The following is a 25,107-nucleotide window of genomic DNA, read 5'->3' as shown; positions in this document are numbered from 1 at the left end:
GAAGGCCGGGGATCGGAACAGGGGCGATCTAGGGAATGGCCACGACCATGGCCTTGCCGGCCAGGACACTCATGAAGATATCGTCCGACAGGAGATGGGTGAGAACGTCCATCACGGTGTCGCTGAGCACTTCGTGGTAGTTCTCCAGCTTGTAGGAGCGGCCGAACCGGGTGGCCTTGCCCGACACCATGCCCCGCCAGACCACCTTGTCCCCGTTCTTCACCTGGATGATGAGCCTCAGCTCGCCCTGGTAGGTGCCCGTCTCGATGACGGAAAACCGGACCAGCTCACAGCTGACGACCGGGCTGCCCGCGGCGGGCTTGTCCACGACGGGGAGGCCGACGCCCTGCAGCTGCTCGATCATCTGCTTGGCCAGGTAGGCCGGGACATCGTCCGAGGTGCTCACGGTGCGCACCTGGGCCTTCTCCTGGTTCTCGCCGATCACGGTCTTGTCCTTGCGGGTGTCCGTGATGGGCAGGAAGACGATCTTCTTCCCCGCGAAAGGCGTGAGGTTCAGGGTTCCGGTGGCGTCCAGGAGCTTCGAGGTGGGCTTCCACACCAGGGGCGTGGAGATGGTCGGGCCGTCTGCGGCCAGGAGTCCGGTCATCAGGCCGGTGCAGAGGAACAGGGAGCGGAGGCGCATGGGAACTCCTTGGAAAGGACTGGGCGCCGGGCCAGGAGGCGAACGGCACCCGCGGCCCGCACCCCGGTCCCGACCGCAAGGTCAGGAAAGAACAGGTGGAGGAACCATACCTCGTCAGACAGGGGTTTGGCTACTGGCTGGGCAGAAAATCCCGGTGCGCTCAGCGGCCCCCGGGATCCCTCGTGATGGCGTCCTCCCGGAGCCGCTCGCCCCCCACCACGTGGAAGTGGAGGTGGAAGACGCTCTGGCTGGCGTTGGTGCCCGAATTCGAGATGAGCCGGAACCCGTCCTCGAGGATGCCCTGGTCCTTGGCCACCTTCACGCAGGCGCTGAGCAGGGCGGCCCGGGTCTCCACCGACAGCTCGTCCAGTTCCTTGAGGCTGGCCACATGCTGCTTGGGGATCACCAGCAGATGCACTTTGGCTCGGGGCCGTATGTCCCAGAAGGCCAGGACATACGGGTTCTCGTACACCTTCCGCGAGGGGGCGGTGCCGGCGATGATCCGGCAGAAGATGCAGTCGGGGTGCGCGACGGGGGCCGGAGCCGCGGCCGCGGCGGGCGGAGCCTGGGCCACCAGCGTGGCGCCAAGAATGAGGGCGGCGAAGGCGGCCCGGAGGCTCGAGCGGATCATCGCCCGCTCTTCTTCCAATCCGCTAGGAACCCCTCCACGCCCCTGTCCGTGAGGGGGTGCTTCAGCATCTGGTCGAAGACCTTGGTGGGGATGGTGGCCACGTGGGCGCCAGCCAGGGCTGCGTCCGTGACGTGGCGGGGCTGGCGGATGCTGGCGGCCAGGCACTGGGTGGCGAAGCCGTAGTTTTCGAAGATGGCGCAGATCTCGCGGATCAGCTCCATGCCGTCCAGGTTGATGTCGTCGAGCCGGCCCACGAAGGGCGAGACATAGGTGGCGCCGGCCTTGGCGGCCATGAGGGCCTGGGTGGCGCTGAAGCAGAGGGTCACGTTGGTCTTGATGCCCTCGGCGCTGAGCGCCTTGCAGGCCTTCAGGCCCTCGGCGATGAGCGGCAGCTTCACCACCACGTTCTTGTGGATCTTCGCAAGGCGGCGGCCCTCCTCGATCATGGCGGGCGCCTCCAGGCCGATGACCTCGGCGCTGATGGGACCGTCCACGATCGCGCAGATCTCCGCGATGATCTCCTCGAAGGGCTTGCCGGTCTCCTTGGCGATGAGGCTCGGGTTGGTGGTCACCCCGTCCAGCACGCCCAAGGCGTTGATGCGCTTGATCTCGTCGATGTTGGCGGTGTCGATGAAGAACTGCATGGATGACTCCGGATGAGGATGGCTGAATGCGGGACAGGCGGGTGGAGGAGTCAGGAGACTCAGGCTCCGAGCCCCGGAGGGGCGAAGAAGAACGGCATGGACGACTCCTGGCCCGGCGCATGCTGGACCCTTCCATTCTCCCAGGCCCCGCGGGAAGCTGGAAGCCCGGAGTCTTCCATGACACATGCCGAGATCAAGGTGCTGGACAAAGGCTTCGTCCGCCTCATCGACCACATGGGGTCGGACCTGTCCGTGGTGAACGCGGCCCGGGTCTCCTTCGGCAAGAAGAAGGAGGCCTTCGAGGAGGGCGACGCCAAGCTGATCGGCTACCTGGCCGAGCACGAGCACACCTCCCCCTTCCGCCACACGGCCCTCACGCTGCACGTGAAGGCGCCCATCTTCGTGTTCCGCCAGTGGATGAAGCACCGCATCGGCTCGGAGTTCAACGAGATCAGCGGTCGCTACGTGGAGTTCCCCGAGGACGAGTTCTTCGTGCCCGCGGCCTTCCGGAAGCAGGCGAAGGTGAACAAGCAGGGCAGCGAGGGCGAGATCGACGCGGTGAACCAGGACCGGGCCATGGCGAGCTACCTGGAGAGCTGCCGGGGGGCCGTGGCCCACTACAAGGAGCTGCTCTCCCTGGGGGTCTGCCGCGAGCAGGCCCGCTGCGTCCTGCCCGTGGGGCTTTATTCGGAGGTCTACTGGACCGTGAGCCTCCAGGCCGTGGCCCACTTCATCCGGCTCCGCGCCGACAGCCACGCCCAGTGGGAGATCCAGCAGTACGCCGCGGCCGTGCGCGCCGTGGTGGAGCCCCTCTTCCCTGTGGGCCTCAAGGCCCTGCTGGCGTCCGGCAAGGGATGAGCGCGCCACCCCTCAACCCCGCCCTGTTCCACCTGGACCGGGAACACCTCTGGGTCATGCACTGTTCCGAGGGCCCCGTGCCCCGGGCCGCGATTCGGGCCGTCCGGGCCTTCCTGCAGAAGGAGTTGCGTCCCTGGGACGTGCGCTGGGAGGAGGACTTCCAGGGGATCCCCGCCGCCACCCGGGAGGCGGCCGCGGCCCTGCTGGGCGGGAGGGCCGAGGACATCAGCCTGAGCCCCAGCACCTCCACGGGCCTGGTGGCCGTGGCCCAGGGCTTTCCCTGGCAACCGGGGGATGAGGTGGTGGCCCCGCTCGGGGAATTCCCCTCCAATGCCTGGCCCTGGCTGGCCCTGAAGCCAAGGGGCGTGGCCTTCCGCGAGGTGCCGCTGTGGGAAGGGCACCGGTCGGGAGCCGAGGCCTGGTCCAGCCTGCCGCCCACGGCCGCGACCGACCCCGAGGCGCGCCTCATCGCGGCCCTCGGACCCCGCACCCGCCTTCTGGCCCTGTCCTGGGTGCGCTTCCAGGATGGCCTGAAGCTGGACCTGCAGCGCCTGGGGCGAGGCTGCCGCGAGCGCGGAGTCCACCTGGTGGTGGATGGCATCCAGGCGGCCGGCACCGTACCGGCGGACCTGGAGGGCCTGTCGGCCTTCGCCACGGGCGGGCACAAGGGGCTGCTGGCGCCCCAGGGCATGGGCTTCCTCTGGACCGACGAGGCTTTCAGGCAATCCCTTGCGCCCTCGGGCACCTGGCTGTCGGTGGAGCAGGCCACGGACTTCTCCCGGCCCTCCACGGACTTCGACCGGGCCTGGCTTCTGGATGGCCGGGCCCTGGAGCCGGGCGGGCCGAACCTGCTCCAGGCTTCGGCCCTCCTGGAATCGCTCCGCATGCTCCATGAAGCCGGAGTCCCGGCCATCGCCGTCCATGTCGCCGCCCTCCAGACCCGCCTCCTCGAGGCGCTGGAGGGCTCGCCCTGGGCCGCGGAATGCCGCCGCCTGCGGGCGCTGCTGGAGGCCGGGCGGCTGGGTTCCTTCCTGGCCTTCCACCATGGCGGCGCAGGGGCGGAGCACCTCCAGGGCCTGCTCCAGGCCGGCCACCGACAGGGCATCCTGGCCTCGGTGCGCGAGGGCTACCTGCGGGTGGCTTTCCACGGCTTCCATACGGGGGAGGACGTGGACCGGGTGGCGGGCTGGCTCAGCGGAACAGCCAGCTGACCTTGGCCTGCACGACGTCGTCCGAAGGCAGGTGGCGCAGGATCGACAGGTCCGGGTGCGGGGCCAGGCTGGCGCGGTCGTTGATGAGGGCGTCCGTGCTGGCGCCATGAGAGTAAACGAGGAAGAAGGTGGAGCCGGGCCGGAACTCCCAGCGGGTGATGAGGTTCAGGTTCCAGGTCCGGTAGCTGAAGGCGGTCTGGGGCGTGGTGCCCGGGGGCAGATCCTCGGGGAGCCCCGGGTCCAGGGTCTGGTCGTCGACATAGTGCTTGAGGTCGCGGTAGTTCCAGTTGGCCTCGAGCCACTGGCTGAAGAGCTGGAGGGTGAGGCTGGGGCTGAAGGCATAGGCCACGCGCAGCGTCTGGTTCAGCTGGCTGAGCCGCCGCAGGCCCACGATGGGTGTGGCCGCCGGCGTCTCGAGCCACTTCAGCTCCCCCTCGTCGCGGGTGACCGAGGTGGAGACCTGGATCTCCACGCTGGAGGCGGGCTTGAGGCTCTGGAAGAGGGTGGCATCCGTGGACGGGCCCCCGTCCTGCCAGGCCCGGCTGGTGGCGATGCGCACATACCAGGGCTGGTTGCCGGGCGTATCGAAGCCCAGGTTCGCGTAGGGCGTGGCGGGCCGCGCGAGGTATTTCTTCTGGAGGTCGGCATAGGTGCGCAGCTCGCGGTCATCCTCGACCGGAAGATCCACGCCCCCGCCACCCCAGAGGGAGACGAAGTTGGTGAAGTCCGTCCTGGCCCAGGTGTTGAGGTTGCGCATGAAGGTGTGGCCCGCCTCGTCCCGGGCCGCGGTATGGTCCAGCCCCCACTCCAGGTCGCGCACGGAGCCCCAGCCGCGATCCCAGCGGCGGGACACCCCGGCGTACATCCGCTGCTCGTCGGCCCGCCCCAGGTAGCCCAGGTCGTTGGGATTGTAGCGTCGGCTCGCCTCGATCGCCTGGACCTCCAGGCTCCATCCGCTGCGCCATTCCTGATGGGCCCGCAGCCGGCCCCGCCAGCCTGAGTCCTGGACGTCCTTCGGCCCCGCGTCGCTGTGGCTGAAGGTGGCCTCCAGGAGGCCGCTCCGGTCCTCGCGCTTGTAGGCGCCGTCCACGGCCTGCACCTGGGCCTCGCGGCCGATCGGCCCGGCCTGCGCCATCTCTGACAGGAAGCCGCCCACATAGCTGCCCCGGTCATCCGTGAGTTGTTGGACGCGCAGCACCCCGTAGTTGGTGAGGGGCGAGATCTCCCGGCGCACCCGGGCGCCGCTGGCATCCAGGACCTCGGCCCGGGCGGGCTCGACGCTGGCCCCCAGCAGGCCCACGTTGGTGCCCGAGCCGTATTTGGCCGTGTACTTGGCGGCGGCGGTGATGTCCGTGGCATTGGGCCGGTCCAGCAGCGTCTCGCCCGCCGCCAGGTCGGGATCGGACAGCCCATGCCCGATGCGCCGGCTGTAGAAGAGGTCCGGGCCCGCCACGCGGAAGAGGTCCATGCCCTCGAGGAAGAAAGGGCGCTTCTCCGGGAAGAAGGTCTCGACGGTGCCGAGGTTGAGCACGGCCTGGTCCACCTCGACCTGGCCGAAGTCCGGGCGCACCGAGAGATCCACCTGGGCGTGGGTGTTCAGGCTCCACCGCGCGTCCAGCCCGGCGCGGTCGTCCCAGCGCCGGTCGTCGTAGCTGCGGGTGGTCTCGAACTTCCGCGCGGCCGCAAGGTAGGGGGCATATTCCCGGCGCGGCTGGGGATGCAGCCCCTCCAGGCCGGTCAGCTCCGGGAAACGGCTCACGAAGCCGCTGTCGCCGCGGGGCACCACCATCCAGCGGCTGGACTCCCGCAGGTGGCCCTGGTCGGTGCGGCTGAAGTTGATGCCCCAGGTCTGGGGTCCCGAGCCCTCCCCGAAGCGCAGGAGCGACAAGGGGATCTTCAGTTCCGCGGTCCAGCCGTCGGCATCCACCGCCACGGCGCTTTCCCACACCCCGTCCCAGCTGGGATCGAAGGCGCTGTCGTCGTAGATGATCTGATCCTTCTGCACGCCGGCGGCGTTCACTTCGAAGACGAGCGCCGAGCGCCGGTCGTGGTTGGAATCGATGGCCACGCTGAACCAGTCGCTCGGGCTGTCCTGGTCCCGGCGGTGCACGCGGCGGACCACGGTGGTCCTGCCGCCGTCCAGCTTCCGGTCGTGGTGCATGCGGGCGCCAACATAGAGGAAGCGGTCATCGTAGAGCACCCGCACTTCGGTGGCCTGACGGGCGGGCTGGCCGCGCCAGGGCCATTCCTGGGTGAACCCTGCGGCCACGGGAGCCTGGCGCCAGGCGGCTTCATCGAGGCGCCCGTCCAGGCGGATGGTCTGCCGGGTGCGCAGGGCTGTGAGCCCGGTCTCCGGTCCGGGCGAAGCCAGGGCCAGTCCGCCGACCACAGGAATCACAAGCCAGATGGGTGCGCGCATGGCCCTCCTGGGGCGAGGCGGGATCCGTCCGCGCCCACGACCATGTTGCCACAGCATGTGAGGTATCGGGCCTTCCTGGAGCCGTGGTGCGCGGATGGGCACTTCATTGGATAATGTGGATCCGAGGAGTTTCCATGCGCATCTTGCTCGCCGCCATCCTTTCCCTGCCCCTGCTGGCGGGGGGCGGGGGCACCGTGGCCTTCAAGCAAACGGCCTTCATGGCCGAGGTGGCCGCCACGGACCAGGAGAAGGCGAAGGGCCTGATGTACCGCCAGAGCCTCGCCAAGGACCGCTGCATGTTCTTCGTCTACGGTGAGGATGGCGACCACGCCATCTGGATGAAGAACTGCCTCATCGCCCTGGATGTCGCCTGGGTGGATGCGGAGGGCCGCGTGGTGGAGACGGCCGAGCGGGTGCCCCCGTGCAGCCCCATGCGCGGCGACGACTGCCCCACCTACGGGGGGAGCGTCCCCGCGCGCCACTTCATCGAGTTTCCCGCGGGCACCTTCAAGCGCATCGGCCTGAAGAAGGGTGACCGCCTGGGCTGGGACCTGGTCCTGGACGATGGTCGCGTCATCCGTGGCGGTGCGCCGGTGGGCAAGGCCAAGAAGAAGTAGCGCCTACTCTCCGCCCTTGGGCGCCCCCTTGCGGGGCGGGCGGGTGAGGGTGCGCAGGTGCTCGGGAGCCGGCGGGAGGTCCGCGAGATCCAGGGGGCCGAGGCGGTCCGCCAGCAGCTTCCAGGCCCGGGCCTGGCGGGGCAGCCGCTCAGCCTGGATGACCTCGAAACCCTGCGCGTAGCTCACGAAGGGCGGCATCACCAAGGCGAAGCCCGTGTAGAGGAAGGCCGGGAGCCGCATCCAGTCGGCTTCCGCCGCCGGGCCGGGATTGGGCACGGCGAAGAGGGGGTGCACCCCGCCGTTGATCCAGAAGCCCTGGGGCGAGTCGTGGCGCGGGTAGACGAAGATGCGGCGGCGGTGCATCAGGGTGAAGGGCCCCACCCGGTACTGCTCGACGGGCTGGATGCCGGTGCCCTCCAGGGCGGGGCCGACGCTGCGGTCCGGGTGGCCCACCACCTGCACGACCTGCCGCCCACCGCCCTTGAGCTTGCGGAAGATGGTGCGCAGCTCCTCGGCCTCATCGCCCTCCACGGTGCCCTGGCTGGGTTTGAGATCGCCCAGCAGGGCGATCTGGGCCGGGGCGTAGTCGTCGATGAGGCTGAAGACCCGCTCCCAGATCTCGGTCTGCTGGGGGGGCGGGAGCGGGTCCGGGCGGCGACGGCGGGCGGCGCCCATGCCGAAGAAGAGGTCCGCCAGCACCAGCGTCTTCTGCCGGGGCAGCCACACGGCCCGCCGGCTGTCGAGCACCACATCCTGGTTGAGCTGGACCTGCACTGGGACCTCCGACCTTCCATTGGAACACAGGGGGCCCCAGAATCCCGGACAGGGGGATCGGTGCAGCACGGCCAGGGCCACTACCTGAAGCTGGAATGGCAGGGCGAGGCCCGCCGGATTCTGGTCCATGATCCGCCCGGGGCGGCGGGCGAGGAATTGCCCCTGGTGGTCGCCCTGCATGGCACGGGCGGCACGGCGCGCATCATGGCTTCGCTCTCGGGCCTGAGCCGCCTGGCGGACGAGCGGGGCTTCCGGGTGGCCTATCCGGAAGCCCTGGGCGAGGCGGGCTCCGAGGATCCGGAGCGGGGCTCCGCCTGGAACGCCGGCCCCGGGCTGGGCTGCCCCTTGCACCCGGGCACCGATGATGTGGCCTTTCTCACGGCTGCGGTGGGCCGGGTCGGCCGCCACGCCCCGGTGGATCCCCAGCGCTGCTTCGTAGCCGGCTTCTCCAACGGGGCCCGGATGGCCTACCGACTGGCCCTCGAGGCACCCTGGGTGGCGGCCATCGCGACCGTGGCGGGCTCCCCGGTCTGGGGTCCGGCGCCAGTCCGACCCGTGCCCACGCTGGCCTTCCACGGCACCGAGGACCGGCACATTCCCTATGGCGGGGGGGTCGGCCCCCGGGGTCGCCGGCTTCCGGCCCTCGCCGCCCCGGAAGCCGCTGCGCGGTGGGCGGCCCTCATGGGCTGCGGCGGAGCGCCGGTCCGGGACACGCTGGATGCCCACCGCCTGGACCTCTGGTCCGGAGGTGGCTGCGACGTGGGACTCTGGACCGTGGCGGGCATGGGCCACGCCTGGCCCGGCGGGCGGCGGTACGCACCGGATGCAGACCCGCCCGTGGCGGACCTTTCCGCCTCCCACCTCATCTGGGCCTTCTTCGAGGCCCACCCTCTGGAGGCGCCGTGAGCCTGGATGTGAACCACCTGCTGGCGGGCCTGGTGACGGGACTTTGCGGCGGCGCGTTGTCGGGTCTCTTCGGCGTGGGAGGCGGCGTCGTGATGGTGCCCCTGCTGGGTCTGGTGCTGCACCTGGACCAGCACCGGGCCCAGGGCGCCACCCTGGCGGCCATGCTGCTCCCCACGGGCCTGCCCGCGGTGCTCCAGTACCGCAGCCGGGGCATCCATACGAGCCTCCGCCTGGTGGGGGTGCTGGTGCTGGCCTTCCTCTTCGGCATCTACGGGGGCGCCCGGGTGGCCAACCTCATCCCCTCGGAGCCCCTGCGCTGGAGCTATGCGGCCTTCCTGGTGTTCCTGGCCATCAAGACCTACTTCCGGCACGAGCCGCCATCCGTGGATCGGACGCTGGAACCCCTGGACCTGTCCTCGGGCATCTGGACCGCCGGGGTGCCCATCGGCCTGCTCGCCGGGGTGGTCTCGGGGCTCACGGGCCTGGGCGGGGCGGTGGTGGTGATCCCCCTGCTGGCCTCGCGCTTCCGCATGACCCAGCACGAAGCCCAGCTCACCAGCCTCGCCATGCTGCTGCCGCCCATCGGCCTCCCCGGAGTGTATGTCTACGCCAAGGCCCAGGGCGGCCTGCCCTGGGTGGTGATCGCCGGCGTGGCCGTGGGGTTCGCCCTGGGGGCCCTCGCCGGCGCCCGTGTGGCCATCCGCGTCCAGGGGGTGAAGCTGAAGCAGAGTTACGCCGTGGTGGTGCTCCTCATGGCGCTGCTGGTGGCCCTCCGCGGACACTGATCGCCGCTTGCGCTATCCTCGAGCCGGAGGTTGCCGTGTCCCTGGATGTCCCGACCCCCCTCTATGTAGGGGAGCGCCTGCGAGACCTGATCCTGTGCTACGCGGGGCCCTGGGCCTTCCTGCCCTACATGCGGAACCGCGAGGACACGGAGCTGCTCTGGCATGCGCGGCAGGGGGTCATCCTGGCCTTCGCGGAATGCACCGTGACCCTGGCGATGCTCATCCTGGGCCTGTTCCCCATCTTCGGGGCGGTCTCGGTGCGCTTCTTCCTGCCTCTGTGGCTGCTGTGGTGCCTGGGCATGTCCGTGACGAGCATCCTCCAGGCCACGAAGGGCAAGAAGCACCGCATCCCCGTGATCCACCAGTTCGTGGACTACCTCTAGCCAGGTGGGGCCGCCCGGCTGAAAGCGGCCCCTGTGTCCCCTCGAAGCCCCCACGAGAAGCCGGGAGGGCTGCTAGCGGGCGGGCCGGGCGTTCAGGATCAGCATGGCGTCGCCATAGCTGAAGAACCGGTACCGCCCGCGCACGGCCTCGGCATAGGCGGCCTGGGCCAGGTCGAGACCGAGCAGGGTCGCCACGAGCACGAAGAGGGTGCTCTCCGGCAGGTGGAAGTTGGTGAGCAGGTGGTCGGCCGTGCGGAGCCGGTAGCCGGGCGTGATGAACAGGCGCGTGGCGCCCGCACGGGCGAGGCGCGCCCCGTCCCAGGCGCCCTCCAGGGTGCGCAGGGAGGTGGTGCCCACGCAGAGCACCGGCCGGGAGCGGTCGCGGAGCACGGGTTCGAGGGCGGCGGCCGTGGGCTCGGGGATCTCGAAGCGCTCCTCGTGCATGGCGTGGTCCTCGAGGCGCTCGGCGGTCATGGGCCGGAAGGTGCCCAGGCCCACGTGGAGCCGGACCGGATGCCAGCCGCAGCCGCGGGCCGTCAGCGCCTCGATGAGCCCCGGCGTGAAGTGGAGGCCGGCCGTGGGGGCGGCCACCGCCTCGCCCTCGCGGGCCGCGAAGACGGTCTGGTACCGCGCTTCATCCTCGGCTTCGGCCAGGTGCTCGATGTAGGGCGGCAGGGGCAGGCGGCCGATGCGGTCGATCTCGTCCCAGTCCAGGCCGTGCTCGGCATGCACCCGCACGGTCCGCAGGCCCTCGGGCAGGGTGTCGAGGATGTCGAGGCGGGCCAGTTCCGCCTGGGAGGCCGGATCCACCACGGCGGCCGAGGCCCCGGGTTTCAGCCGCGCACCCGGCTTCACCATGGCCTCGAAAGCCCCGTCCCCGAGGCTGCGCAGCAGCAGGGCCTCGCCCGCCCCGCCGCCGGCCCGCCGCAGGAAGAGGCGGGCGTGGCGGACGCGGACGTCGTTGGGCACGCAGAGGCTCCCTGTGGGCACCAGGTTCGGCAGGTCGCGGATGGAGCGGTGGGACCAGCGGCCGGTCCCCGCGTCCACCACCAGCAGCCGCGCGCCGTCGCGGGCGGGCGCGGGGTGCTGCGCGATCAGGTCCTGCGGCAGGTCGAAGTGGAAGGCGGAGCGGAGCATCAGGCTTCGGCGAACTGCAGCTTGTGCAGGCGCGCGTATTCGCCGTCGAGGCCCAGGAGCTCGTCGTGCGTGCCCTGCTCGACGATGCGGCCCTGCTTCATGGCGCAGATGCGGGTGGCCCGCTGGATGGTGCTGAGGCGGTGGGCGATGACGAGGGTGGTGCGGTCCCGCATGAGGGTCTCCAGGGCGGCCTGCACCGCTCGCTCGCTCTCGGTGTCCAGGGCACTGGTGGCCTCGTCGAGGATGAGGATGGGCGGATCCTGCAGCAGGGCCCGGGCGATGGCGAGGCGCTGGCGCTGGCCGCCGCTCACACTGGAGCCCGTCTCGGCCAGGGGCGTGTCATAGCCGCGAGGCAGAGTCTGGATGAAGTCGTGGGCGTGGGCCTGCTTCGCGGCCTCGATGACGGCTTCCCGGCTGGCCTGCTTGCCGTAGGCGATGTTGTCGTGCACCGTGTCCATGAAGAGCAGGGTCTCCTGGGTGACGATGCCGATGGTCTTGCGGAGCTCACGGGGATCGAAGTCGCGGATGTCGATGCCATCGAGGGTGATGCGGCCGGCGGTGGGATCGAAGAACCGGGGCACCAGGTTCACCAGGGTGGTCTTGCCGCCGCCGCTGCCGCCCACCAGCGCGACGGTCTCTCCGGCGCGGATCTCCAGGTCGATGCCGCGCAGGACCGGGTGCTTGGGATCATAGGCGAACGCCACGCCCTCGAAGCGCAGCAGGCTCGGCCGCGCGGGCATCGGCACCGGATTCGGGTTCACCGGCAGCTCCGGCTTCCGGTCCAGCATCGCGTAGACGCGGTCGAGGCTGGCGGAGGCCACCTGGATCTCGTTGTTGAGCTTGGTGAGGCGGCGCAGGGGATCGTACAGCGCGTAAATGGCCAAGATGTAGGTCAGGAAGTTCTCGGTGGTGAGGGTGCCGGCCTTGAAGCGCCCGGCGGCGTAGGCGGCGAGGCCCGCCAGCAGGAAGCCGCCCACCAGTTCCATGATCGGCGTGGAGAGGGCCGAGGCCCGGGCACTCTTCATGCCCAGCCGGTAGAGCTCCTGGTTCTGGACCTGGAAGCGGCTCACCTCGTAGGATTCCCGGGCGAAGGCCTGGACCACGCGGATGTTGCTGAAGACTTCCTTCAGGCGCTGGAGCAGGCGGCTGGAGGCCTCCTGGTTCCGGTGGTTCACCCGGCGGATGCGCTGGCTGAGCTTCTTCACGGGCAGCACCACCAGGGGGCCGGCCAGGAACAGGGTGAGGCTCAGCTTCCAGTCCATGTAGAGGACTGTGGCCAGCATGGTGACGGCCACGCAGGTCTCGCGGACGGCCTCCGCCAGCTGGTTGCTGGCGATGCCCTGCACGGCGCCCACGTCGCTGATGCTGCGCGTGATCAGCTCCCCCACGGGATGCTTCTGGAAGAAGGCGGGCTCCTGGGTCAGCAGGTGGGCGAAGAGGCGCTCGCGGAAGGCCTGGGTGGCGCGGATGCCGCTGCGGACCATGAGCAGGGTGCCGGCGTAGGTGAAGAGGCCCTTTAAGGCGAACAGCAGGACCAGCACCAGGGGCACCAGCAGGCCCGTGCGCAGGGCGGAGGCCTCGGGCAGGTGGGCCAGGATCCAGGCCCGCAGGTGCTCCAGCTGGCCGAACAGGCCTCCCTGGGCGATGCCCATGGCGTGGGCCTTGCCATCGTCGAACACGAACTTGATGGAGGCGATGAGGGCGCCCTGGCAGAGTCCGGCCAGGAGCAACAGCAGCGAGGCCCCCGCGATGAGGGGGGCATGGGCGCGGAGGTGGTCGTTGAAGAAACGCAGGAGTCGCGACATGGTCAGCGACCAGCTTAGCCGGTCCGGCCTGCGCCACCGTCACGGGCGGCTACTCGACCGTCACCGTCACTGTGCTCTTGCCGTCCTCCAGGCTGAAGAGTTCCGTGCCCTTGGGGGCGTTCATGGCCTGGTCCATGAGGCGCTCCAGGTCCACGCCCTTCCTGCGGGCCTGGCGCAGCTGCTCGTCCGAGAGGTAGCCCCCCACGGCCCGGGCCAGGCCCAGGGTCAGGCGGACGGTCAGCGCCTCGGGTTTGGTCCGCTCCTTCACGCGGATGACCAGGAAGCGGCCCTGGGCGGGACCCGCGGCCTGGGGCTGGACGCCCATGGCCTGCAGGGCGAGGCGGCAGGCCTCGGAGGAGGCATCCACCCGGAGGCCGGCCTGGAGCACGGGCACCGCCCGGCCGTCCCGGCGTTTGGCCAGCTGGAGGGCCGCGGCGATGCGCACCTCCTCGCGGTCATCGGTCAGGGCGCCGGCCAGGCCGGCCTGGGCGATGGGGCTGTCCCACTGGCGGATGCCCCAGCACCGCACGCGGTTCAGCTTGGCCTCCTTGCCCAGCATCCGCTGATCGGGATGCTTCGCGAGGAACTCGGTGTAGGCGTCGGCGGCCTCATCCCATCGCTGGTCCTGCTCCAGGCTGGAGGCCAGCCAGTAGCGCGCGTCGGGCAGGCGGGACGAGCCCGGGAACTCCCGGATCAGCGAACGGTAGGCCTGGGCCGCTTCGTACCAGCGCTGGGCGTAGCGGAGGTCGCGGCCCTGGCGGAACAGGGTCTCCACGGGGCCTTCCGGGGCCGCCAGCAGGAGGGCGGCCGGCCCCGCAGGCGCGGGTGCCACCAGGGCGGGGGCGGCCAGCAGGAGGGCCAAGGTCATGCGCCGTCTCCCTTGAGCCGGCGTTCCATGCGTTCGGCCTGGCCTTCCAGATTGTGGGCGGCGGCCCACTGCCGGAGTTCGCGGGCCCGCTCGACGCTGAGGCAGTCGTCCTCCAGGGCGATCTCGGTGAGCCAGGTGTGGAGGCTCGCGCGGATGGCCTCGGCTTCCTGGATCGGGGCGCCCTGGGCGGCGAGCTGGTGGCTGGCCTCGAGAAGCGTCTGGGCCATCTCGCGCTCCTGGCGGCGGTCCTCGTCGCCCTTCTTGCACAGGGCGGGATTCTGCTCGAAATCCTGGATGAGGGTCGTGCTCTGCTGGAAGAAGGCGATCCAGGCGCGGTCCTGGGTGCGCTTGCGGGCCTGCTGCTCGAGGCGGGCGGTGTCCTGGGCCATGGCCCGGAGGCTATGGGTGCGCTGCACGGTGTAGGCGGCCGGAATCAGGGCGACCAGGAGGACCGCGGCGGCCGCCAGGGTCCAGGAACCGGTCCAGCGGGTCCGGGGCGCGGGGGCGAGGCTCTCGGCCAGGGCCGGGCCGTGGCTTCCGAGGGCCAGGTGGAGCTCCAGCAGCTCGGCCAGCTCGGCCTGCTGCGCCGGATCGTCGGGCCAGAGCTCGGGCCGCTCGAGGATCTCGAAGCGGCGGGCCTCTTCCTGGGGATCAAGGCGGCTGGGGTCGTGGGCGGGAGTCATGGCTGGGGTCCAAGGGTCTTGCGGAGCTTCTGGAGGCTTTGGAACAGGGTGGCTTTCACGGTGCCTTCGGCGCAGCCCAGATCCTGGGCGATCCGCTTCACCGGGTGTTCGTGGACGTAGTAGGCCAGAACCATGGCCCGCTGGCGGGGGGTGAGGCCGTCCAGGGCCCCGCGAAGGGCCTGGATCCGCCGGCTTTGGTCCACGGATTCCCAGGGTGAAGCCTGGTGGGGGTCCGGAGCATCAAAGGTCTCGGGAGGGGATACCTCTCGCCCCCGTCTACGCAGATGATCCGTCGCCGCATTAGCCGCCAGCGTAAAAAGCCAGGCCGCCACGGGACGCCCCTCCTCGAACCGCTGGCAATGCTGGAGGCACTTGAGAAAAACCTCCTGGGCCAGTTCCTGGACCACCCCGGCCTCGCCCTGGAGGCGCCGGTGCAGGAAGGCGCACAGGGGCCGCTCGAAGCGGGCCATGAGGTGGGCCAGGGCCTCCTCCCGTCCGGCCTTGAGCTGGGCCATCCAGTATTCGGGGGACTCCGTCTCCAGGGGGTGGGGCCCTGAGGGATCCGGAGGCTGCGACACGGCCACGCTCATGCCTTGGGGATCCTGCCCGGCAGGGCCAGCGAAAAGCCCGGCTGGCCCAGCTTCTCCATGACCAGCTTGAGTTGTTCGGGGGTGAGGGCGCAGCGCAGGCCCACCCGGCGTTTCTCCTGCACCAGCTCCGGGGCCGCCCCGGGGGCGGATTGCACCGCGTTGGCGGCGGCCACCAGGCGCTGGAGCCACGGCGTGACCTGGTTGATGCCCTCGGGCGAACCCGCCAGGGCCAGTTCGAAGCGGATGGGCTGATCCTTCTGGGCGGGCGGCGTGATGCTCCAGAAGAGGGCGTCGACCCCCTGAGGCAGGTCCTTGATGATGCTGCCGTCGAAACTCCGGCGCAGTCCGCTCAGCAGGGCCTCGGGCTGGAGGTAGCCCTGGAAGGGGGCACGGGCGCTGATCCATTCCGCCGCGAGCGCCGAGTTGGGCTGGGCGGCGAGGCTCCCCTTCGAGGCCATGCGCTGGAGGGCCTCCAGTGAGCCGATCCAGATCTGGCCCTTTTCGTCGCTGGCGGCCCGGATGTGGGCTTTCGTCCCTCCGGTCTCCAGATCGAGGATCACGTGGAGGGGCCAGTCGCGGCCCTGCAGGCGCAGGCTCCCCTCCTGGGGGAAGGATTCCGCCAGCGCCGCCACCAGGGCGGCGGGATCCGCGAACTGGTTCAGCTGGATGAGGACGTGCTCAAGGCCCTTCTGGAGGTCCCGCTCGCCCTGCTGCGGCACGCCGATGACATGGAAGGTCACCCGGCCGGTCTCGGTGCGCGGGTTGATGCGGGCCTTCTGGAGGAAGATGTCGAGGGCCCGCTCCACCATGGGATCGCGGGAGATGAGGGACTGGACCTCTTTGTGGGTGAGCATCCAGCCGGCCTCGCCGGAGAACGCGGCCACACTGTCGGCCGGAGCGGCCTTCACCCAGCCGGGCACCCGTGGCCGGGGCCGGCAGGAAGCGGCGAAGGGCAGGCAGAGCAGGACCACCGCGGCGGGAATCAGAATGGCGGCGGGGCGGCGCATGGGGGCTCCTGGACTTGGGCTACGGGACGGTGGACCCCCCGTTTACCCGAGGGTCCGCAGGGTCGCGGGAAGGTGCGGGCTGCGGAGGAGCTGCTGCTGCTCGGCTTCGGACAGCAGCCCCCAGATGCGGACCGAGGCTTCCCGGGGGGTCTTGGGGTTCAGCAGCAGTTCGGACATGATCGCCGCGTGGGCCATGAGCACCGGGTGGCTGGCGATCTGTTCCAGCACGGCGCGCGGGGTCAGCTTGTTCCGGGCCAGGCGCAGGAGGATGCCCGGGTCCAGCTGGCGGTCGGACACCATGCGCCGCAAGGTCTCCTCGTCCTGGAGTACTTCCTGCGGCAGGTGGCGCATCAATTCGCCGCCCGAGGTGCGGAGGGCGGTGATGCGCTCCGACACGTCCATGGCCAGATAGAGGGTGCGGAGGGTTTCGAGGGCCCGGCGCTTGACCTCCAGGTGCTGGAGCCGCGGGTCGCGCAGGATCTCGATGGCGGGCTTGAGGCCCGACAGGTTCGCCAGGAGGCGGAGGGCCGTGCCTTCGGTCAGATGGGGATGATGGACCAGGGACTCGGCCACCAGGGGATCCGCCTGCCAGGCGGCGTGGGCGGCCACCGCCTCGGCCCGGTTCCGGTCGAGGGCGGGCAGCGTCGAGGCGAGCATGCGCGAGGTGAGGGCGGGGTTTTCCAGGGCCAGGCGGAAGACCTGGGGATCGGGATCCTTGAGCACCTGGATGATCTGGTCCTCCTGGGTGGCCTGGGTGGCCAGGAACACCCGCTCCTCCAGGCTGGCCCAGCGGCCATCTTCGCCGCGCTCGGGCAGGGCGGTGGACAGCCCGGACCGCTGGCGCAGCAGGCGGTCGTAGAAGTACTTCACCACCCGGAGGAGGTGCGGGGACTGCCGCTTGGCCCAGTAGGTGACGAACTGGTACTCGCCTTCTTCCAGCTCCGTGAAGAGGCTCACGATGCGCCGCAGGGCGGCCGCAGTCGGCGCTCCCCGTTCCAGCGCCGTCACGAGGTGGCCGGAGAGGGCCAGGCGCCGGGAGAGCTCCGCCGGGCAGCCCGGAGCCTCGCGGATGGCCTCCCGCACGGGCTCGCGGAAATACCAGCGCGCCTCGGCATAGACCTCCTCGAAGAACTCCGGGACCGGGCTCTGGCTCAGGGCCCGGCAGACCAGGTCTTCGGAGATCAGCGGATTCTGGAGGGCGGCCATGCGCAGGTCCGCATCTGCATCCACAAGGAAGCCCAGGAGCTCGTCCGGCTGGGCCGTCTGCTGGGCCCGGGCCAGGCGATCCTCCTTCTTGTGGAGGATCTGCATGGAGGCCTGCGGGGGCGGGGCCTCCGGCAGGGCCGTGAGAGTCTCCCAGTCGGGTTCCTCGCCCGGCAGCGGGGGCAGCTCCATGGTGGTGCCCGTGGCGGAGACCGTCTTGGCGATCTGCTTCGCGAGGAGCTTGGCCACGGGCTTCAGCTCGGGGTTCAGCTGGGAGTAGAGGACCTTCACCGCTTCGGAGCGGTCCTCCTTCTCCGCCGGCGGAGCCTGATCCATCTCCCGCATCTGGCCGAAGAGGGAGACCACCATCTCCAGATCGCGGCGGATGGCTTCGGGCGTCGCCTCGTTCTCGGCCAGGCCCAGGAGGATGGGCCAGTGGGACAGCCAGTGCGGCGTCCGGGCCATGAGCGTCAGCAGTCGGGGCGAGGCCAGGGAGCGGGCCAGTCCCTCGAGCATGTACACCTGGCTCTCGCTGGGCAGCTGAGGCCGGATGAGGGCCAGGTGCCTGAAGTGGATCCGGTCGGGTTCCGCGAGACTGGCGAGGAACGCGCCTTTCGCTTCAGTCACGGTCCCTCCGGTCAGGCGCAGGCGGCTTGGAGGAGGGCCAGGAGTCCAGGATCTTCGCGGAAGAGGAGGGCATCCACCAGCGCGCCCTTGAGGCCGAGGTGGGTGGGGGCCGCGTCCAGATGCCGGAGGGAGGTGATGCTGCCGCCCATGATCAGGGGCAGGCCCGTGGCCGTGGCCAGGGCCGTGGCGGTCTGGAAGTCGGGGTCGGCGCCGGGCACTTCGGGAATGTCCACGAACAGCAGCCGCTTGAAGCCGTAGGCCTTGGCCCGCTGGGCCAAGTCGAGGGCGCTGAGGTTGGCGGTGTCCACCCAGCCCGAACGATGCACCTGGCCCCCGCGGGCGTCGATGGCCGCGGTGAGGAAGGGCTGGAAGCGTGCCATGAGTTGTTCGGAGACGAGGGAGGACTTGTGGAGGATCGTGCCCGCCACCAGCCAGGCCGCGCCCTGGTCGATGAAGAACTGGGCCTGGTCCGAACTGCGGATGCCCCCGGCCACCTGGATGCAGACCTTGCGGCCCCGGGCATGGCAACGCTGCAGGATCTGGGCGATGAGCTCGCGGTTGTTGCCCTTGTTCAGGGCGGCATCCACATCCACCAGGGCCATGCGCGTGGCGCCCTCGTCGAGCAGGCGGGCCGCGAGGTCCAGGGGTGCTTCCGCAGAAGGGCCGCCCTGCCCCGTGGTGGGGATGACACGGCCATGCTGAAGGTTCAAGGTTGGGTAGATCTTCAAGCGGACACCCCGGTAGACCGGTAGAGGGGAGTGTAACGCAAGGTTCAGGCCTGTGACGCTTCCGTAAGCAGGTCGAGAAGCCGGCGGGCGGCATCGCTTTCCGCCCGTTTGCGGGAGGAGCCCCGGGCCTCGACGACGCGTTCCCCCACCGTCACCTGGACGGTGAACAGGGGTGCATGACCGGGGCCGGACTGCGCGACCTGGGCATAGGCCGGGGCGGGCAGACCCAGCCGGGCGGCGGTTTCCTGGAGGGTGGTCTTGGGATCCAGGCGTGACCAGGCTTCGGGGTGGGCCTGGCGGATGGGCTCCAGGAACCGGCCTTCCACCAGGGCCATGGCGGCGGCGTTCCCGTCCTGGCCCGAGGCCTCGGCATCGAGGTAGATGGCAGCCAGCAGGGCCTCCAGCGCGTCGGCCAGGGGCTTCGGTCCCATGGGGGGCGCCTTCCGGGGATGGGCGGCGCGCAGTGCGCGGTCCAGGCCGAGGTCGAGGGCCCAGGCATGCAGCGAATCCGTGCGCACCAGCACGCCGCGGAACTTGCTCATGGGGCCTTCCTGCCAGTCCGGCCGCTCCCGGTGGAGCAGCAGCGCCACCGTGAAATTCAGCAGCGCATCCCCGAGGAATTCCAGCCGCTGGTTGTCCCGGCCCTTGGCGGCGGACGTGTGCGTCAGGGCCTCCTGGAGAAGGGTGCGGTCCGTGAATCGGTACCTCAGCCCGGCCTCCAGATCCGCCAGTCCATCCGGGTGCTTGGTCATGGTCAATCCGCCAGGTCCGCGGGGAGCTTCCGGTTGAAGCGGGCCTGGTTCAGGGCGGTCCTGAAGCGGATGTTCTGCGCGGCCATCTGTCCCAGGATGCCCTGGCGGCGGGCCTCGCGGAGCTCCTGGATGAACTCGGCGGTGCGGCCCTGGTCATGCAGCACCACCGCCAGCCAGGCGTGGGCCTTCACGTTGGTGGGATCGGCCTTGATGGCCTGCCGGAATCCGTGGATGGCCTGATCGGGGTGGCTGTCCGCCAGCTGGATGGCCTCGCTCATGGAGACATTGCCGAGGTTCAGGCGTTCGTGGGTCTGCAGCTTGTCGAGCTTCTCGGGCTGGTAGAGCTCCGGTTGGTCGATGGCGCGCGGTTCGGGGGCGCGGGGCTGGGGCGGCCGGGCCTCCTGGACGCGGCCCTCGGCCGGGCTTGATTCATGGGTCTGGGCCGTCCGCGGAGACTCGGGCTTCGCCTTCCCGTCCTGGACGCTCGCTGGGGTCGCGCTGGCGGGGGCGGGGGGTTCGGCCGGGGAGGGCGTTGCGGCCTTCGGCTCGACAGGACTGATGCCGGCGGTGGTCGCGGCCGGGGGGGCGCTCCGGTGGAGGGCCCACCAGACCGTGCCGCCGGCGCCGGCGAGAAGCAGTGCGGCGAGGCCGATCCAGAGGCGGGGCCTCCCGCCGGAGGTCCGGACCTCCGGCGGTGCCACCGGGGGAACCTGCCCCGCGGGTGCCTGCAGCGTGGGAGCGGAGGCGGTCGCCATGGCGGGTCGGGCCGGGGCGGTGGGCGCGGAGGCCTGGAGCAGGGAGGTGGCCTCTTCCAGCTGCCCCGTCCAGGAGGGATCTTTGGCCGCGCGCAGGGCCTTGGCCAGATCCTCGGCCGTCTGGAACCGGGCGTCCGGATTCTTTTCGAGGGAGCGCTCCAGCACGGTGCGGATGGCCGGGCTGATGCCCATGAGCCGCTCGGTCTCGATGGGTTCGGGCGCCTCGTTCACGATCTTATAGAGGACCGTCGGCGTCGTGTCTCCCGAGAAGGGCCGGCGGCCGCTCAGGCACTCATAGAGCATCACGCCCACGGCGAAGAGGTCGCTGCGGGGATCGGGCTTGCCGGTGCGGATGTACTCCGGCGCCATGTAGCTCACGGTGCCCATCACCGTCCCGGTGGCCGTCATGTCGGAGTTGCTGATCTTGGCCACGCCGAAGTCCATCACCTTGGCGTGGAGGCGGCGCCCGTCGCGCTGGACACGGACGTTGGTGGGCTTGATGTCGCGGTGGACGATGTGCTGGTGGTGGGCGAAGCCGAGGCCGTCGCAGACCTGGGCCAGCACCTCGAGGGCCTCGCTGCGGGTGAGGGACTGCTCCTGGAGCAGCTCGTCCAGATCGTGCCCCTTCACGAATTCCATGGCGATGTAGAGGACGCCCTGGTCCTCGCCGAACTCGTAGATGGTGACGAGGTTCGGGTGGTTCAGCACCCCCGCGGCCCGGGCCTCGCGGGCGAAGCGCTCCTTGGCTTCCCCGCCCTGGGCGGCTGAGGGGAGGATGGTCTTGATGGCCACTTCCCGGCCGATGGAGGGATCGACGCCGAGGTAGACCTCGCCCATGGCGCCGTTCCCGAGGACACGCTTGATCTCGAATTTCCCGAGCTTTTCGAACATGGGAACGTCCCCTGGATGGGATGAGGGATGGAGGGACAGCATAGGTCCTGTCCCCCTCTGGGCCAAGAGACTTGGGATAATGCGGCATTCTCCGGCCCCGTTTGGGCTAGCGCCCTGGCAAGGAACATGCAAACTAGAACCACCCTCCGGAGCCACCGGTGCCCGAAGTACGCCTTCGCCACTTCCTGCCAGCCCTCATGGGATCGCTGCACCAGCAGCGGGCCGAGGGGGAGCTTGTACTCGAGCAGAATGACGGCACCCGCAGGCTCTACTGGCGGGGGGGTGACCTCGTCTACCTGCGGAGCGACGCGGTCGGAGAGCAGTTCGGGAACTTCCTCATCCGCCGCGGCGTGCTGGACATGGCCTCCCTCAAGGAGCTGCTGGCGGACGGCGAGGGCTCCCGCATGGGCGACCGTGTCGTGCAGAGCGGGCTCATGACCGTGACCGACCGGGACAAGCGGCTGAACGAGCTGCTGGAGTCGGTCCTGCTTCACGCGATGGAGCACACCATCCTCAAGATGTCCTGGATTCCCGGCGTGCTGCAGGACAACCTCAGCGGCGACCTCCAGTTCTGGCTGGATCACCGGCGGCTGGTGTGGGACACCTTCCAGAGCGCCAAGATCGATCAGGAACTGGTGGAGATGTTCCGCAGCGAGCCCGACTGGCGATGGGAGGCGCGCCCCGATCTGCTGGATTCCCTGAGCGACCTGCCCCTCACGCCCACCCTGGCCTACGCCCTGTCGCTGCTGGGCACCGAGGCACTCGGCTACGAGACCATCAGCTCGCTCTCCGGATTTTCCCCCGCCGAGTCGGCCCGCCTAGTGGCCACCCTGTGGGCCCTGGGCGGACTGGACCTGGTCCAGGGCGAGCTTCCCCTGCTCCCCAGGGAGCCCGCGCCACCCCCACCGGCCGCCAGGCCCGTGGCGGCGCCTGAGCCCGTGTTCGAGCCCATCCCGGCCGTCGACCTGGATCCGGAGCCGATCCTGGTGATCGACGAGGACTACGCCTTTCCTCCCCCCCGGGCCCGCACGCCCCGCTCGGTGCCGCCCCTTCCGCCAGAGGCCGTGGAGCAGGCCTTTTCCGAGCCCACGCCCTCGGTCCTGCCCCTGCTCCATTCCACCGCTGATGAGGAGTCGCTGCCGGCGATGGAGCGGGCCCACCACCTGCTGGTGAAGGCCAAGTCGTACGAGATGCAGAACCGCACCAGCGAAGCCATCCGGTCTCTCGAGCAGTCCATCAAGCTGGATGGGGATTCCCCGGCGGCCTACGAAGCCTGGTTGCTCCTCGGCCGGTTGCGGCTGGGCAATCCGGCCTGGTCCACGCGGGCGGTGGAGGCCCTCCAGGTGGCCTCGCGCATCCGGCCCAAGGCTGCCGAGCCCTGGGCCCTGATGGGCGAGCTCTACCATCGCAAGGGCTTCCACGCCAACGCCCAGGGCTGCTTCCGCCGTGCGCTGGAACTGGATCCCTCGGTGGCGGTGCCTTCCGACTATGGCGCCGAAGACGCAGCGGAGGCGGCCCGGGGCGAGGGCGGGATCATGGGTCGCCTGCGGGCCATGCTGGGGCGGGAGAAGGGGTGATCCCGCGGTTCATCCCGGAAGCGGCTAGGCCGTTCCGAAGAGCCGATCCCCCGCATCTCCGAGGCCCGGAAGGATGTAGCCCTTCTCGTTGAGCTGGCGGTCCACCGCGCCGACGACGATGGTCAGGTCGGGATGGTCGCCATGGAGACGGTCCAGACCCTCGGGGGCCGCAAGCAGTGCCACGAGGGTGAGGTTCACCGCCCCTGCACTCTTGAGCTGCCGCACGGCCTCCGAGGCGCTGCCCCCCGTGGCGAGCATGGGGTCCAGCACGAACACGGGACGGGCCTCCAGCATGGGCGGGAAGTTCCGGTAGTAGGGGACGGGGACGAGGGAATCGTGGTCGCGGTAGAGGCCGAGGTGGCCGACCTTCGCGGTCGGCAGCAGCTTGAGGAAGGAGGGGAGCAAGCCGAGGCCCGCCCGCAGCACTGGCACCAGCACGGGATCCAGCGATTTCAGCCGGAGGGTGCCGGTCCGCTCCAGCGGTGTCTCCACGACCACCGACTCCACTGGCAGCTTGCGCGTCGATTCGGTCGCGAGGATCAGGCCGACCTCTTCGATGAGTGAGCGGAAGAGACTGCCGGGGGTCTTCCGGTCGCGGATGAGGGAGAGCTTGTGATGCACCAGCGGATGGTCGAGCACATGGATCGTCATGGGGGCCTCGTGTCGCTTCCGGCAGGATCCCGAGGGCCGTGTGCACTGGGCCCGCGGGCGGAAGGCGCATGGGAAGCGTAGCAGGCGGAGCCGGCAACGCGGAGCACGAACCCTCCGGACCGGACGGTGCGGAGGAAGGGCGTACGAGCGCTGCGATCGGAGTCGGGAAGCGGATGAATCAGGCGATCACGGGGAACCGCAGGATCAGGATTGGCGAGGGTTCACGAGGATCCGGATCGCCGTGTCCGCCCCCGCGATCGCAGGCTCTCGTCGCCGGCAGCGGGTTCGGATCTCGCCGGCAGGCGGGCTTGCGGAGGCGGAAACGAATGGTGGGCAGGTGGGGAGGTAGCGTCAAAAAAAATGAAGATTTTGAAGATTTCTCTGTTGACCTACTCCAAATCACTGGTTTGATGTTGAATCAGAGGAAAAACGACCGATCATCTTCCCCATAGGGCCAGCAGCGAGGTATCTGAGATTTGGAGCGTGGGAAATGCTAAAGAAAGTCGCCATCTTCAAGGCCCTCGACGTGGAAATCAAGAAGCAGAGGGGCCCTGTGGCGGTCAAAGATGCCTACAAGGGTCACCACTCCCTGAAGGAAGAGCTCAGCCAGCCTGGAATCACTATTTTGGGTGAAGTTGCCGGGGGCGATCCCGGCCGAGGGCAGGTCCGGGAGGCTTACAAGGCCTCCACCCACGCCAAGAGCCTGGCTGAAAACGGAGCCCGGGTCCTGTCCATCGCCACGGACAAGTTCCTCTATCACGGCGAGGACAAGCACCTTTCCGAGGTGCGCAGCCAGGTGAAGCTGCCCCTGATCCGGCGCGATTTCATCTTCGAGGAATACCAGGTCGAGGAAAGCAAGATCCTCGGCGCGGACGCGATCTACCTCATGCCCGCCCTCCTCAGCCAGGACCGGCTGGAGACGCTCCTGAAGTTCGCCACCAGCAAGGGCCTCGACGTGGTGGTCGAAGCGACCTCCGAAGCCGAACTCCAGCGGGCGGTGGAGGCCGGGGCCGACATCATCTGCGCCGTGGGCCGCAACCTCGACACCTGGGAGGCCTCCTGGGATCTCGCCGTGGCGCTCGTCAAGAAAATCCCCAAGAGCTGCCTGAAGCTGGTCGAAGGCGGCATCCACCGCCTGGAGCAGATCAAGCAGATGGAAGCCCTCGGCATCCACGGGGTGCTGATCGGCGACGCCCTTCTCGATGACTACTATCCCGGCAAGCGCCTCGCGCAGATCCTGGCAGGCGTCGAGCCCCCGAAAAAAGCCGTGAAGCCCAAGGGCAAGACCGGCTCTGCCGCCGATGCGGCGCATCCCCCCGCGGCTGCTGCCGCAGCCAAGGAACGCATATCCACCCAGCGGAAAGACACGGCTTTACTTGGCACGAAAGGTGCTACTGGTAAGCCATCTTCCCGCACGACCCCTTCCAACCTCGCCCAAAAGGGCGTAAAGGAGCCACCCATGGCCGAACTGACCAACATGGTCGCCACCCCCGCCGCCCCCGCGGCCGCGAAGCCCGCCGCCAAGAAGCCGGCTGCGAAGAAGGCTGCGCCGAAGAAGAAGGCCGCCGCCAAGAAGCCGGCTGCCAAGAAGGCCGCGCCGAAGAAGGCCGCCGCCAAGAAGCCGGCCGCCAAGAAGGCCGCGCCGAAGAAGGCCGTGAAGAAGGCCGCGCCGAAGAAGGCTGCTGCCAAGAAGGCCGCGCCGAAGAAGGCCGTGAAGAAGGCCGCGCCGAAGAAGGCTGCTGCCAAGAAGGCCGCGCCGAAGAAGGCCGCTGCCAAGAAGGTCGTGAAGAAGGCCGTGAAGAAGGCCGCGCCGAAGAAGGCCGCCGCCAAGAAGCCGGCCGCCAAGAAGGTCGTGAAGAAGGCCGCGCCAAAGAAGGCCGCTGCCAAGAAGCCGGCCGCCAAGAAGGTCGTGAAGAAGGCCGCGCCGAAGAAGGCCGCGAAGAAGTAGACGGATTCCAGCGA

The 25,107-nt window shown here is 69.7% G+C and carries 24 protein-coding genes; 8 read left to right on the top strand and 16 right to left on the bottom strand.

Translation table 11 applies throughout. The features are described from left to right. Nucleotides 1–28 precede the first annotated feature (28 nt). The 3 genes from MLE43_RS05410 to fsa form a co-directional block, all read right to left on the bottom strand. A complete protein-coding gene (locus MLE43_RS05410) occupies nucleotides 29–643 on the bottom strand; it encodes a YajG family lipoprotein (protein WP_243302454.1) in 615 nt (204 codons plus the stop codon). Between the two features lie 160 nt (nucleotides 644–803). Then, the gene (locus MLE43_RS05405; protein ID WP_243302453.1) at nucleotides 804–1,274 is read right to left on the bottom strand and encodes a histidine triad nucleotide-binding protein; all 471 of its coding nucleotides are present in this window, start codon (nucleotides 1,272–1,274) and stop codon (nucleotides 804–806) included. Further along, entirely contained in the window at nucleotides 1,271–1,918 is a 648-nt protein-coding gene (gene fsa / locus MLE43_RS05400; protein WP_243302452.1) for a fructose-6-phosphate aldolase, read from the bottom strand. Before fsa ends, MLE43_RS05405 begins: the two co-directional genes overlap by 4 nt. Before the next feature lie 177 nt (nucleotides 1,919–2,095). Between fsa and thyX the strand changes: the two genes are divergently transcribed. Both thyX and MLE43_RS05390 read left to right on the top strand, forming a co-directional pair. Beyond that, complete coding sequence (thyX, locus tag MLE43_RS05395; protein ID WP_243302451.1) at nucleotides 2,096–2,776, top strand: FAD-dependent thymidylate synthase; 681 nt, start codon at nucleotides 2,096–2,098, stop codon at nucleotides 2,774–2,776. Continuing rightward, nucleotides 2,773–3,987, top strand: a complete 1,215-nt coding sequence (locus MLE43_RS05390) for an aminotransferase class V-fold PLP-dependent enzyme (protein WP_243302450.1) — start codon at nucleotides 2,773–2,775, stop codon at nucleotides 3,985–3,987. The genes thyX and MLE43_RS05390 overlap by 4 nt, the downstream gene beginning before the upstream one ends. Here the strand turns inward: MLE43_RS05390 and MLE43_RS05385 are convergent. Then, nucleotides 3,968–6,406 (bottom strand): DUF5916 domain-containing protein, encoded by a 2,439-nt coding sequence (locus MLE43_RS05385; RefSeq protein WP_243302449.1) that lies wholly within the window; start codon nucleotides 6,404–6,406, stop codon nucleotides 3,968–3,970. The two genes, MLE43_RS05390 and MLE43_RS05385, sit on opposite strands and share 20 nt — an antisense overlap. Nucleotides 6,407–6,540: 134 nt before the next feature. Between MLE43_RS05385 and MLE43_RS05380 the strand changes: the two genes are divergently transcribed. After that, entirely contained in the window at nucleotides 6,541–7,023 is a 483-nt protein-coding gene (locus MLE43_RS05380; RefSeq protein ID WP_243302448.1) for a DUF192 domain-containing protein, read from the top strand. Nucleotides 7,024–7,026: 3 nt separating this feature from the next. On the opposite strand, the gene MLE43_RS05375 is transcribed toward MLE43_RS05380, so the two are convergent. Then, nucleotides 7,027–7,797, bottom strand: coding sequence for a metallophosphoesterase family protein (locus tag MLE43_RS05375; RefSeq protein ID WP_243302447.1), 771 nt, complete (start codon nucleotides 7,795–7,797; stop codon nucleotides 7,027–7,029). 60 nt (nucleotides 7,798–7,857) lie between these two features. Between MLE43_RS05375 and MLE43_RS05370 the strand changes: the two genes are divergently transcribed. From MLE43_RS05370 to MLE43_RS05360, 3 genes are read left to right on the top strand one after another with little or no spacing between them, the layout of a single operon-like run. Beyond that, nucleotides 7,858–8,703, top strand: a complete 846-nt coding sequence (locus MLE43_RS05370) for a CE1 family esterase (RefSeq protein ID WP_243302446.1) — start codon at nucleotides 7,858–7,860, stop codon at nucleotides 8,701–8,703. Next, nucleotides 8,700–9,488: a sulfite exporter TauE/SafE family protein gene (locus tag MLE43_RS05365; RefSeq protein ID WP_243302445.1), complete on the top strand. Its 789-nt coding sequence runs from the start codon at nucleotides 8,700–8,702 to the stop codon at nucleotides 9,486–9,488. Before MLE43_RS05370 ends, MLE43_RS05365 begins: the two co-directional genes overlap by 4 nt. Nucleotides 9,489–9,523: 35 nt before the next feature. Then, on the top strand, nucleotides 9,524–9,871 hold the full coding sequence (locus tag MLE43_RS05360) for a hypothetical protein (protein WP_243302444.1): 348 nt from the start codon (nucleotides 9,524–9,526) through the stop codon (nucleotides 9,869–9,871). A gap of 72 nt (nucleotides 9,872–9,943) precedes the next feature. Here the strand turns inward: MLE43_RS05360 and queA are convergent, their stop codons facing one another. From queA to MLE43_RS05310, 10 genes are read right to left on the bottom strand one after another with little or no spacing between them, the layout of a single operon-like run. Then, entirely contained in the window at nucleotides 9,944–11,008 is a 1,065-nt protein-coding gene (queA, locus tag MLE43_RS05355; RefSeq protein WP_243302443.1) for a tRNA preQ1(34) S-adenosylmethionine ribosyltransferase-isomerase QueA, read from the bottom strand. Further along, a complete protein-coding gene (locus MLE43_RS05350; protein ID WP_243302442.1) occupies nucleotides 11,008–12,813 on the bottom strand; it encodes an ABC transporter ATP-binding protein in 1,806 nt (601 codons plus the stop codon). Before MLE43_RS05350 ends, queA begins: the two co-directional genes overlap by 1 nt. Nucleotides 12,814–12,862: 49 nt before the next feature. Further along, nucleotides 12,863–13,681 carry a tetratricopeptide repeat protein gene (locus MLE43_RS14795; RefSeq protein WP_275976082.1) on the bottom strand — a complete coding sequence of 273 codons (819 nt, stop codon included), beginning with the start codon at nucleotides 13,679–13,681 and terminating at the stop codon, nucleotides 12,863–12,865. Next, a complete protein-coding gene (locus MLE43_RS05340; protein ID WP_243302441.1) occupies nucleotides 13,678–14,364 on the bottom strand; it encodes a hypothetical protein in 687 nt (228 codons plus the stop codon). Before MLE43_RS05340 ends, MLE43_RS14795 begins: the two co-directional genes overlap by 4 nt. Next, the gene (locus MLE43_RS05335; RefSeq protein ID WP_243302440.1) at nucleotides 14,361–14,954 is read right to left on the bottom strand and encodes an RNA polymerase sigma factor; all 594 of its coding nucleotides are present in this window, start codon (nucleotides 14,952–14,954) and stop codon (nucleotides 14,361–14,363) included. Before MLE43_RS05335 ends, MLE43_RS05340 begins: the two co-directional genes overlap by 4 nt. Beyond that, nucleotides 14,951–15,961: a hypothetical protein gene (locus tag MLE43_RS05330; RefSeq protein WP_243302439.1), complete on the bottom strand. Its 1,011-nt coding sequence runs from the start codon at nucleotides 15,959–15,961 to the stop codon at nucleotides 14,951–14,953. Before MLE43_RS05330 ends, MLE43_RS05335 begins: the two co-directional genes overlap by 4 nt. Before the next feature lie 42 nt (nucleotides 15,962–16,003). Further along, nucleotides 16,004–17,791: a hypothetical protein gene (locus MLE43_RS05325; protein ID WP_243302438.1), complete on the bottom strand. Its 1,788-nt coding sequence runs from the start codon at nucleotides 17,789–17,791 to the stop codon at nucleotides 16,004–16,006. A gap of 11 nt (nucleotides 17,792–17,802) precedes the next feature. Then, on the bottom strand, nucleotides 17,803–18,519 hold the full coding sequence (locus MLE43_RS05320; protein ID WP_243302437.1) for a HisA/HisF-related TIM barrel protein: 717 nt from the start codon (nucleotides 18,517–18,519) through the stop codon (nucleotides 17,803–17,805). Between the two features lie 44 nt (nucleotides 18,520–18,563). After that, nucleotides 18,564–19,271, bottom strand: a complete 708-nt coding sequence (locus MLE43_RS05315) for a ribonuclease III family protein (RefSeq protein ID WP_243302436.1) — start codon at nucleotides 19,269–19,271, stop codon at nucleotides 18,564–18,566. Between the two features lie 2 nt (nucleotides 19,272–19,273). Beyond that, entirely contained in the window at nucleotides 19,274–20,917 is a 1,644-nt protein-coding gene (locus MLE43_RS05310; protein ID WP_243302435.1) for a serine/threonine protein kinase, read from the bottom strand. 158 nt (nucleotides 20,918–21,075) lie between these two features. Here MLE43_RS05310 and MLE43_RS14975 point away from each other — a divergent pair, with 158 nt between their 5' ends. Continuing rightward, nucleotides 21,076–22,494: a tetratricopeptide repeat protein gene (locus tag MLE43_RS14975; RefSeq protein ID WP_243302434.1), complete on the top strand. Its 1,419-nt coding sequence runs from the start codon at nucleotides 21,076–21,078 to the stop codon at nucleotides 22,492–22,494. 24 nt (nucleotides 22,495–22,518) lie between these two features. On the opposite strand, the gene upp is transcribed toward MLE43_RS14975, so the two are convergent. After that, nucleotides 22,519–23,145 carry a uracil phosphoribosyltransferase gene (gene upp / locus MLE43_RS05300; RefSeq protein ID WP_243302433.1) on the bottom strand — a complete coding sequence of 209 codons (627 nt, stop codon included), beginning with the start codon at nucleotides 23,143–23,145 and terminating at the stop codon, nucleotides 22,519–22,521. A gap of 490 nt (nucleotides 23,146–23,635) precedes the next feature. On the opposite strand from upp, the gene MLE43_RS05295 reads away from it, so the two are divergent. Then, nucleotides 23,636–25,093: an indole-3-glycerol phosphate synthase TrpC gene (locus MLE43_RS05295; RefSeq protein WP_243302432.1), complete on the top strand. Its 1,458-nt coding sequence runs from the start codon at nucleotides 23,636–23,638 to the stop codon at nucleotides 25,091–25,093. Nucleotides 25,094–25,107 lie beyond the last annotated feature (14 nt).

The organism is Geothrix oryzisoli (assembly GCF_022808865.1).
Classification (GTDB): Bacteria; Acidobacteriota; Holophagae; order Holophagales; family Holophagaceae; genus Geothrix; species Geothrix oryzisoli.
The sequence above is the reverse complement of the archived record's forward strand: the minus strand, read 5'-3'. Positions and strand labels throughout refer to the sequence as shown.

What these genes read in the sequence shown, in the direction of transcription:
- MLE43_RS05380 (WP_243302448.1), top strand. Translation starts at nt 6,541, where the DNA reads ATGCGCATCTTGCTCGCCGCCATCCTTTCCCTGCCCCTGCTGGCGGGG.
- MLE43_RS05410 (WP_243302454.1), bottom strand. Translation starts at nt 643, where the DNA reads ATGCGCCTCCGCTCCCTGTTCCTCTGCACCGGCCTGATGACCGGACTC.
- MLE43_RS05315 (WP_243302436.1), bottom strand. Translation starts at nt 19,271, where the DNA reads ATGACCAAGCACCCGGATGGACTGGCGGATCTGGAGGCCGGGCTGAGG.
- upp (WP_243302433.1), bottom strand. Translation starts at nt 23,145, where the DNA reads ATGACGATCCATGTGCTCGACCATCCGCTGGTGCATCACAAGCTCTCC.
- MLE43_RS05295 (WP_243302432.1), top strand. Translation starts at nt 23,636, where the DNA reads ATGCTAAAGAAAGTCGCCATCTTCAAGGCCCTCGACGTGGAAATCAAG.
- MLE43_RS05390 (WP_243302450.1), top strand. Translation starts at nt 2,773, where the DNA reads ATGAGCGCGCCACCCCTCAACCCCGCCCTGTTCCACCTGGACCGGGAA.
- MLE43_RS05340 (WP_243302441.1), bottom strand. Translation starts at nt 14,364, where the DNA reads ATGACTCCCGCCCACGACCCCAGCCGCCTTGATCCCCAGGAAGAGGCC.
- MLE43_RS05405 (WP_243302453.1), bottom strand. Translation starts at nt 1,274, where the DNA reads ATGATCCGCTCGAGCCTCCGGGCCGCCTTCGCCGCCCTCATTCTTGGC.
- MLE43_RS05310 (WP_243302435.1), bottom strand. Translation starts at nt 20,917, where the DNA reads ATGTTCGAAAAGCTCGGGAAATTCGAGATCAAGCGTGTCCTCGGGAAC.
- fsa (WP_243302452.1), bottom strand. Translation starts at nt 1,918, where the DNA reads ATGCAGTTCTTCATCGACACCGCCAACATCGACGAGATCAAGCGCATC.
- MLE43_RS05335 (WP_243302440.1), bottom strand. Translation starts at nt 14,954, where the DNA reads ATGAGCGTGGCCGTGTCGCAGCCTCCGGATCCCTCAGGGCCCCACCCC.
- thyX (WP_243302451.1), top strand. Translation starts at nt 2,096, where the DNA reads ATGACACATGCCGAGATCAAGGTGCTGGACAAAGGCTTCGTCCGCCTC.
- MLE43_RS05385 (WP_243302449.1), bottom strand. Translation starts at nt 6,406, where the DNA reads ATGCGCGCACCCATCTGGCTTGTGATTCCTGTGGTCGGCGGACTGGCC.
- MLE43_RS05350 (WP_243302442.1), bottom strand. Translation starts at nt 12,813, where the DNA reads ATGTCGCGACTCCTGCGTTTCTTCAACGACCACCTCCGCGCCCATGCC.
- MLE43_RS05330 (WP_243302439.1), bottom strand. Translation starts at nt 15,961, where the DNA reads ATGCGCCGCCCCGCCGCCATTCTGATTCCCGCCGCGGTGGTCCTGCTC.
- MLE43_RS14795 (WP_275976082.1), bottom strand. Translation starts at nt 13,681, where the DNA reads ATGACCTTGGCCCTCCTGCTGGCCGCCCCCGCCCTGGTGGCACCCGCG.
- queA (WP_243302443.1), bottom strand. Translation starts at nt 11,008, where the DNA reads ATGCTCCGCTCCGCCTTCCACTTCGACCTGCCGCAGGACCTGATCGCG.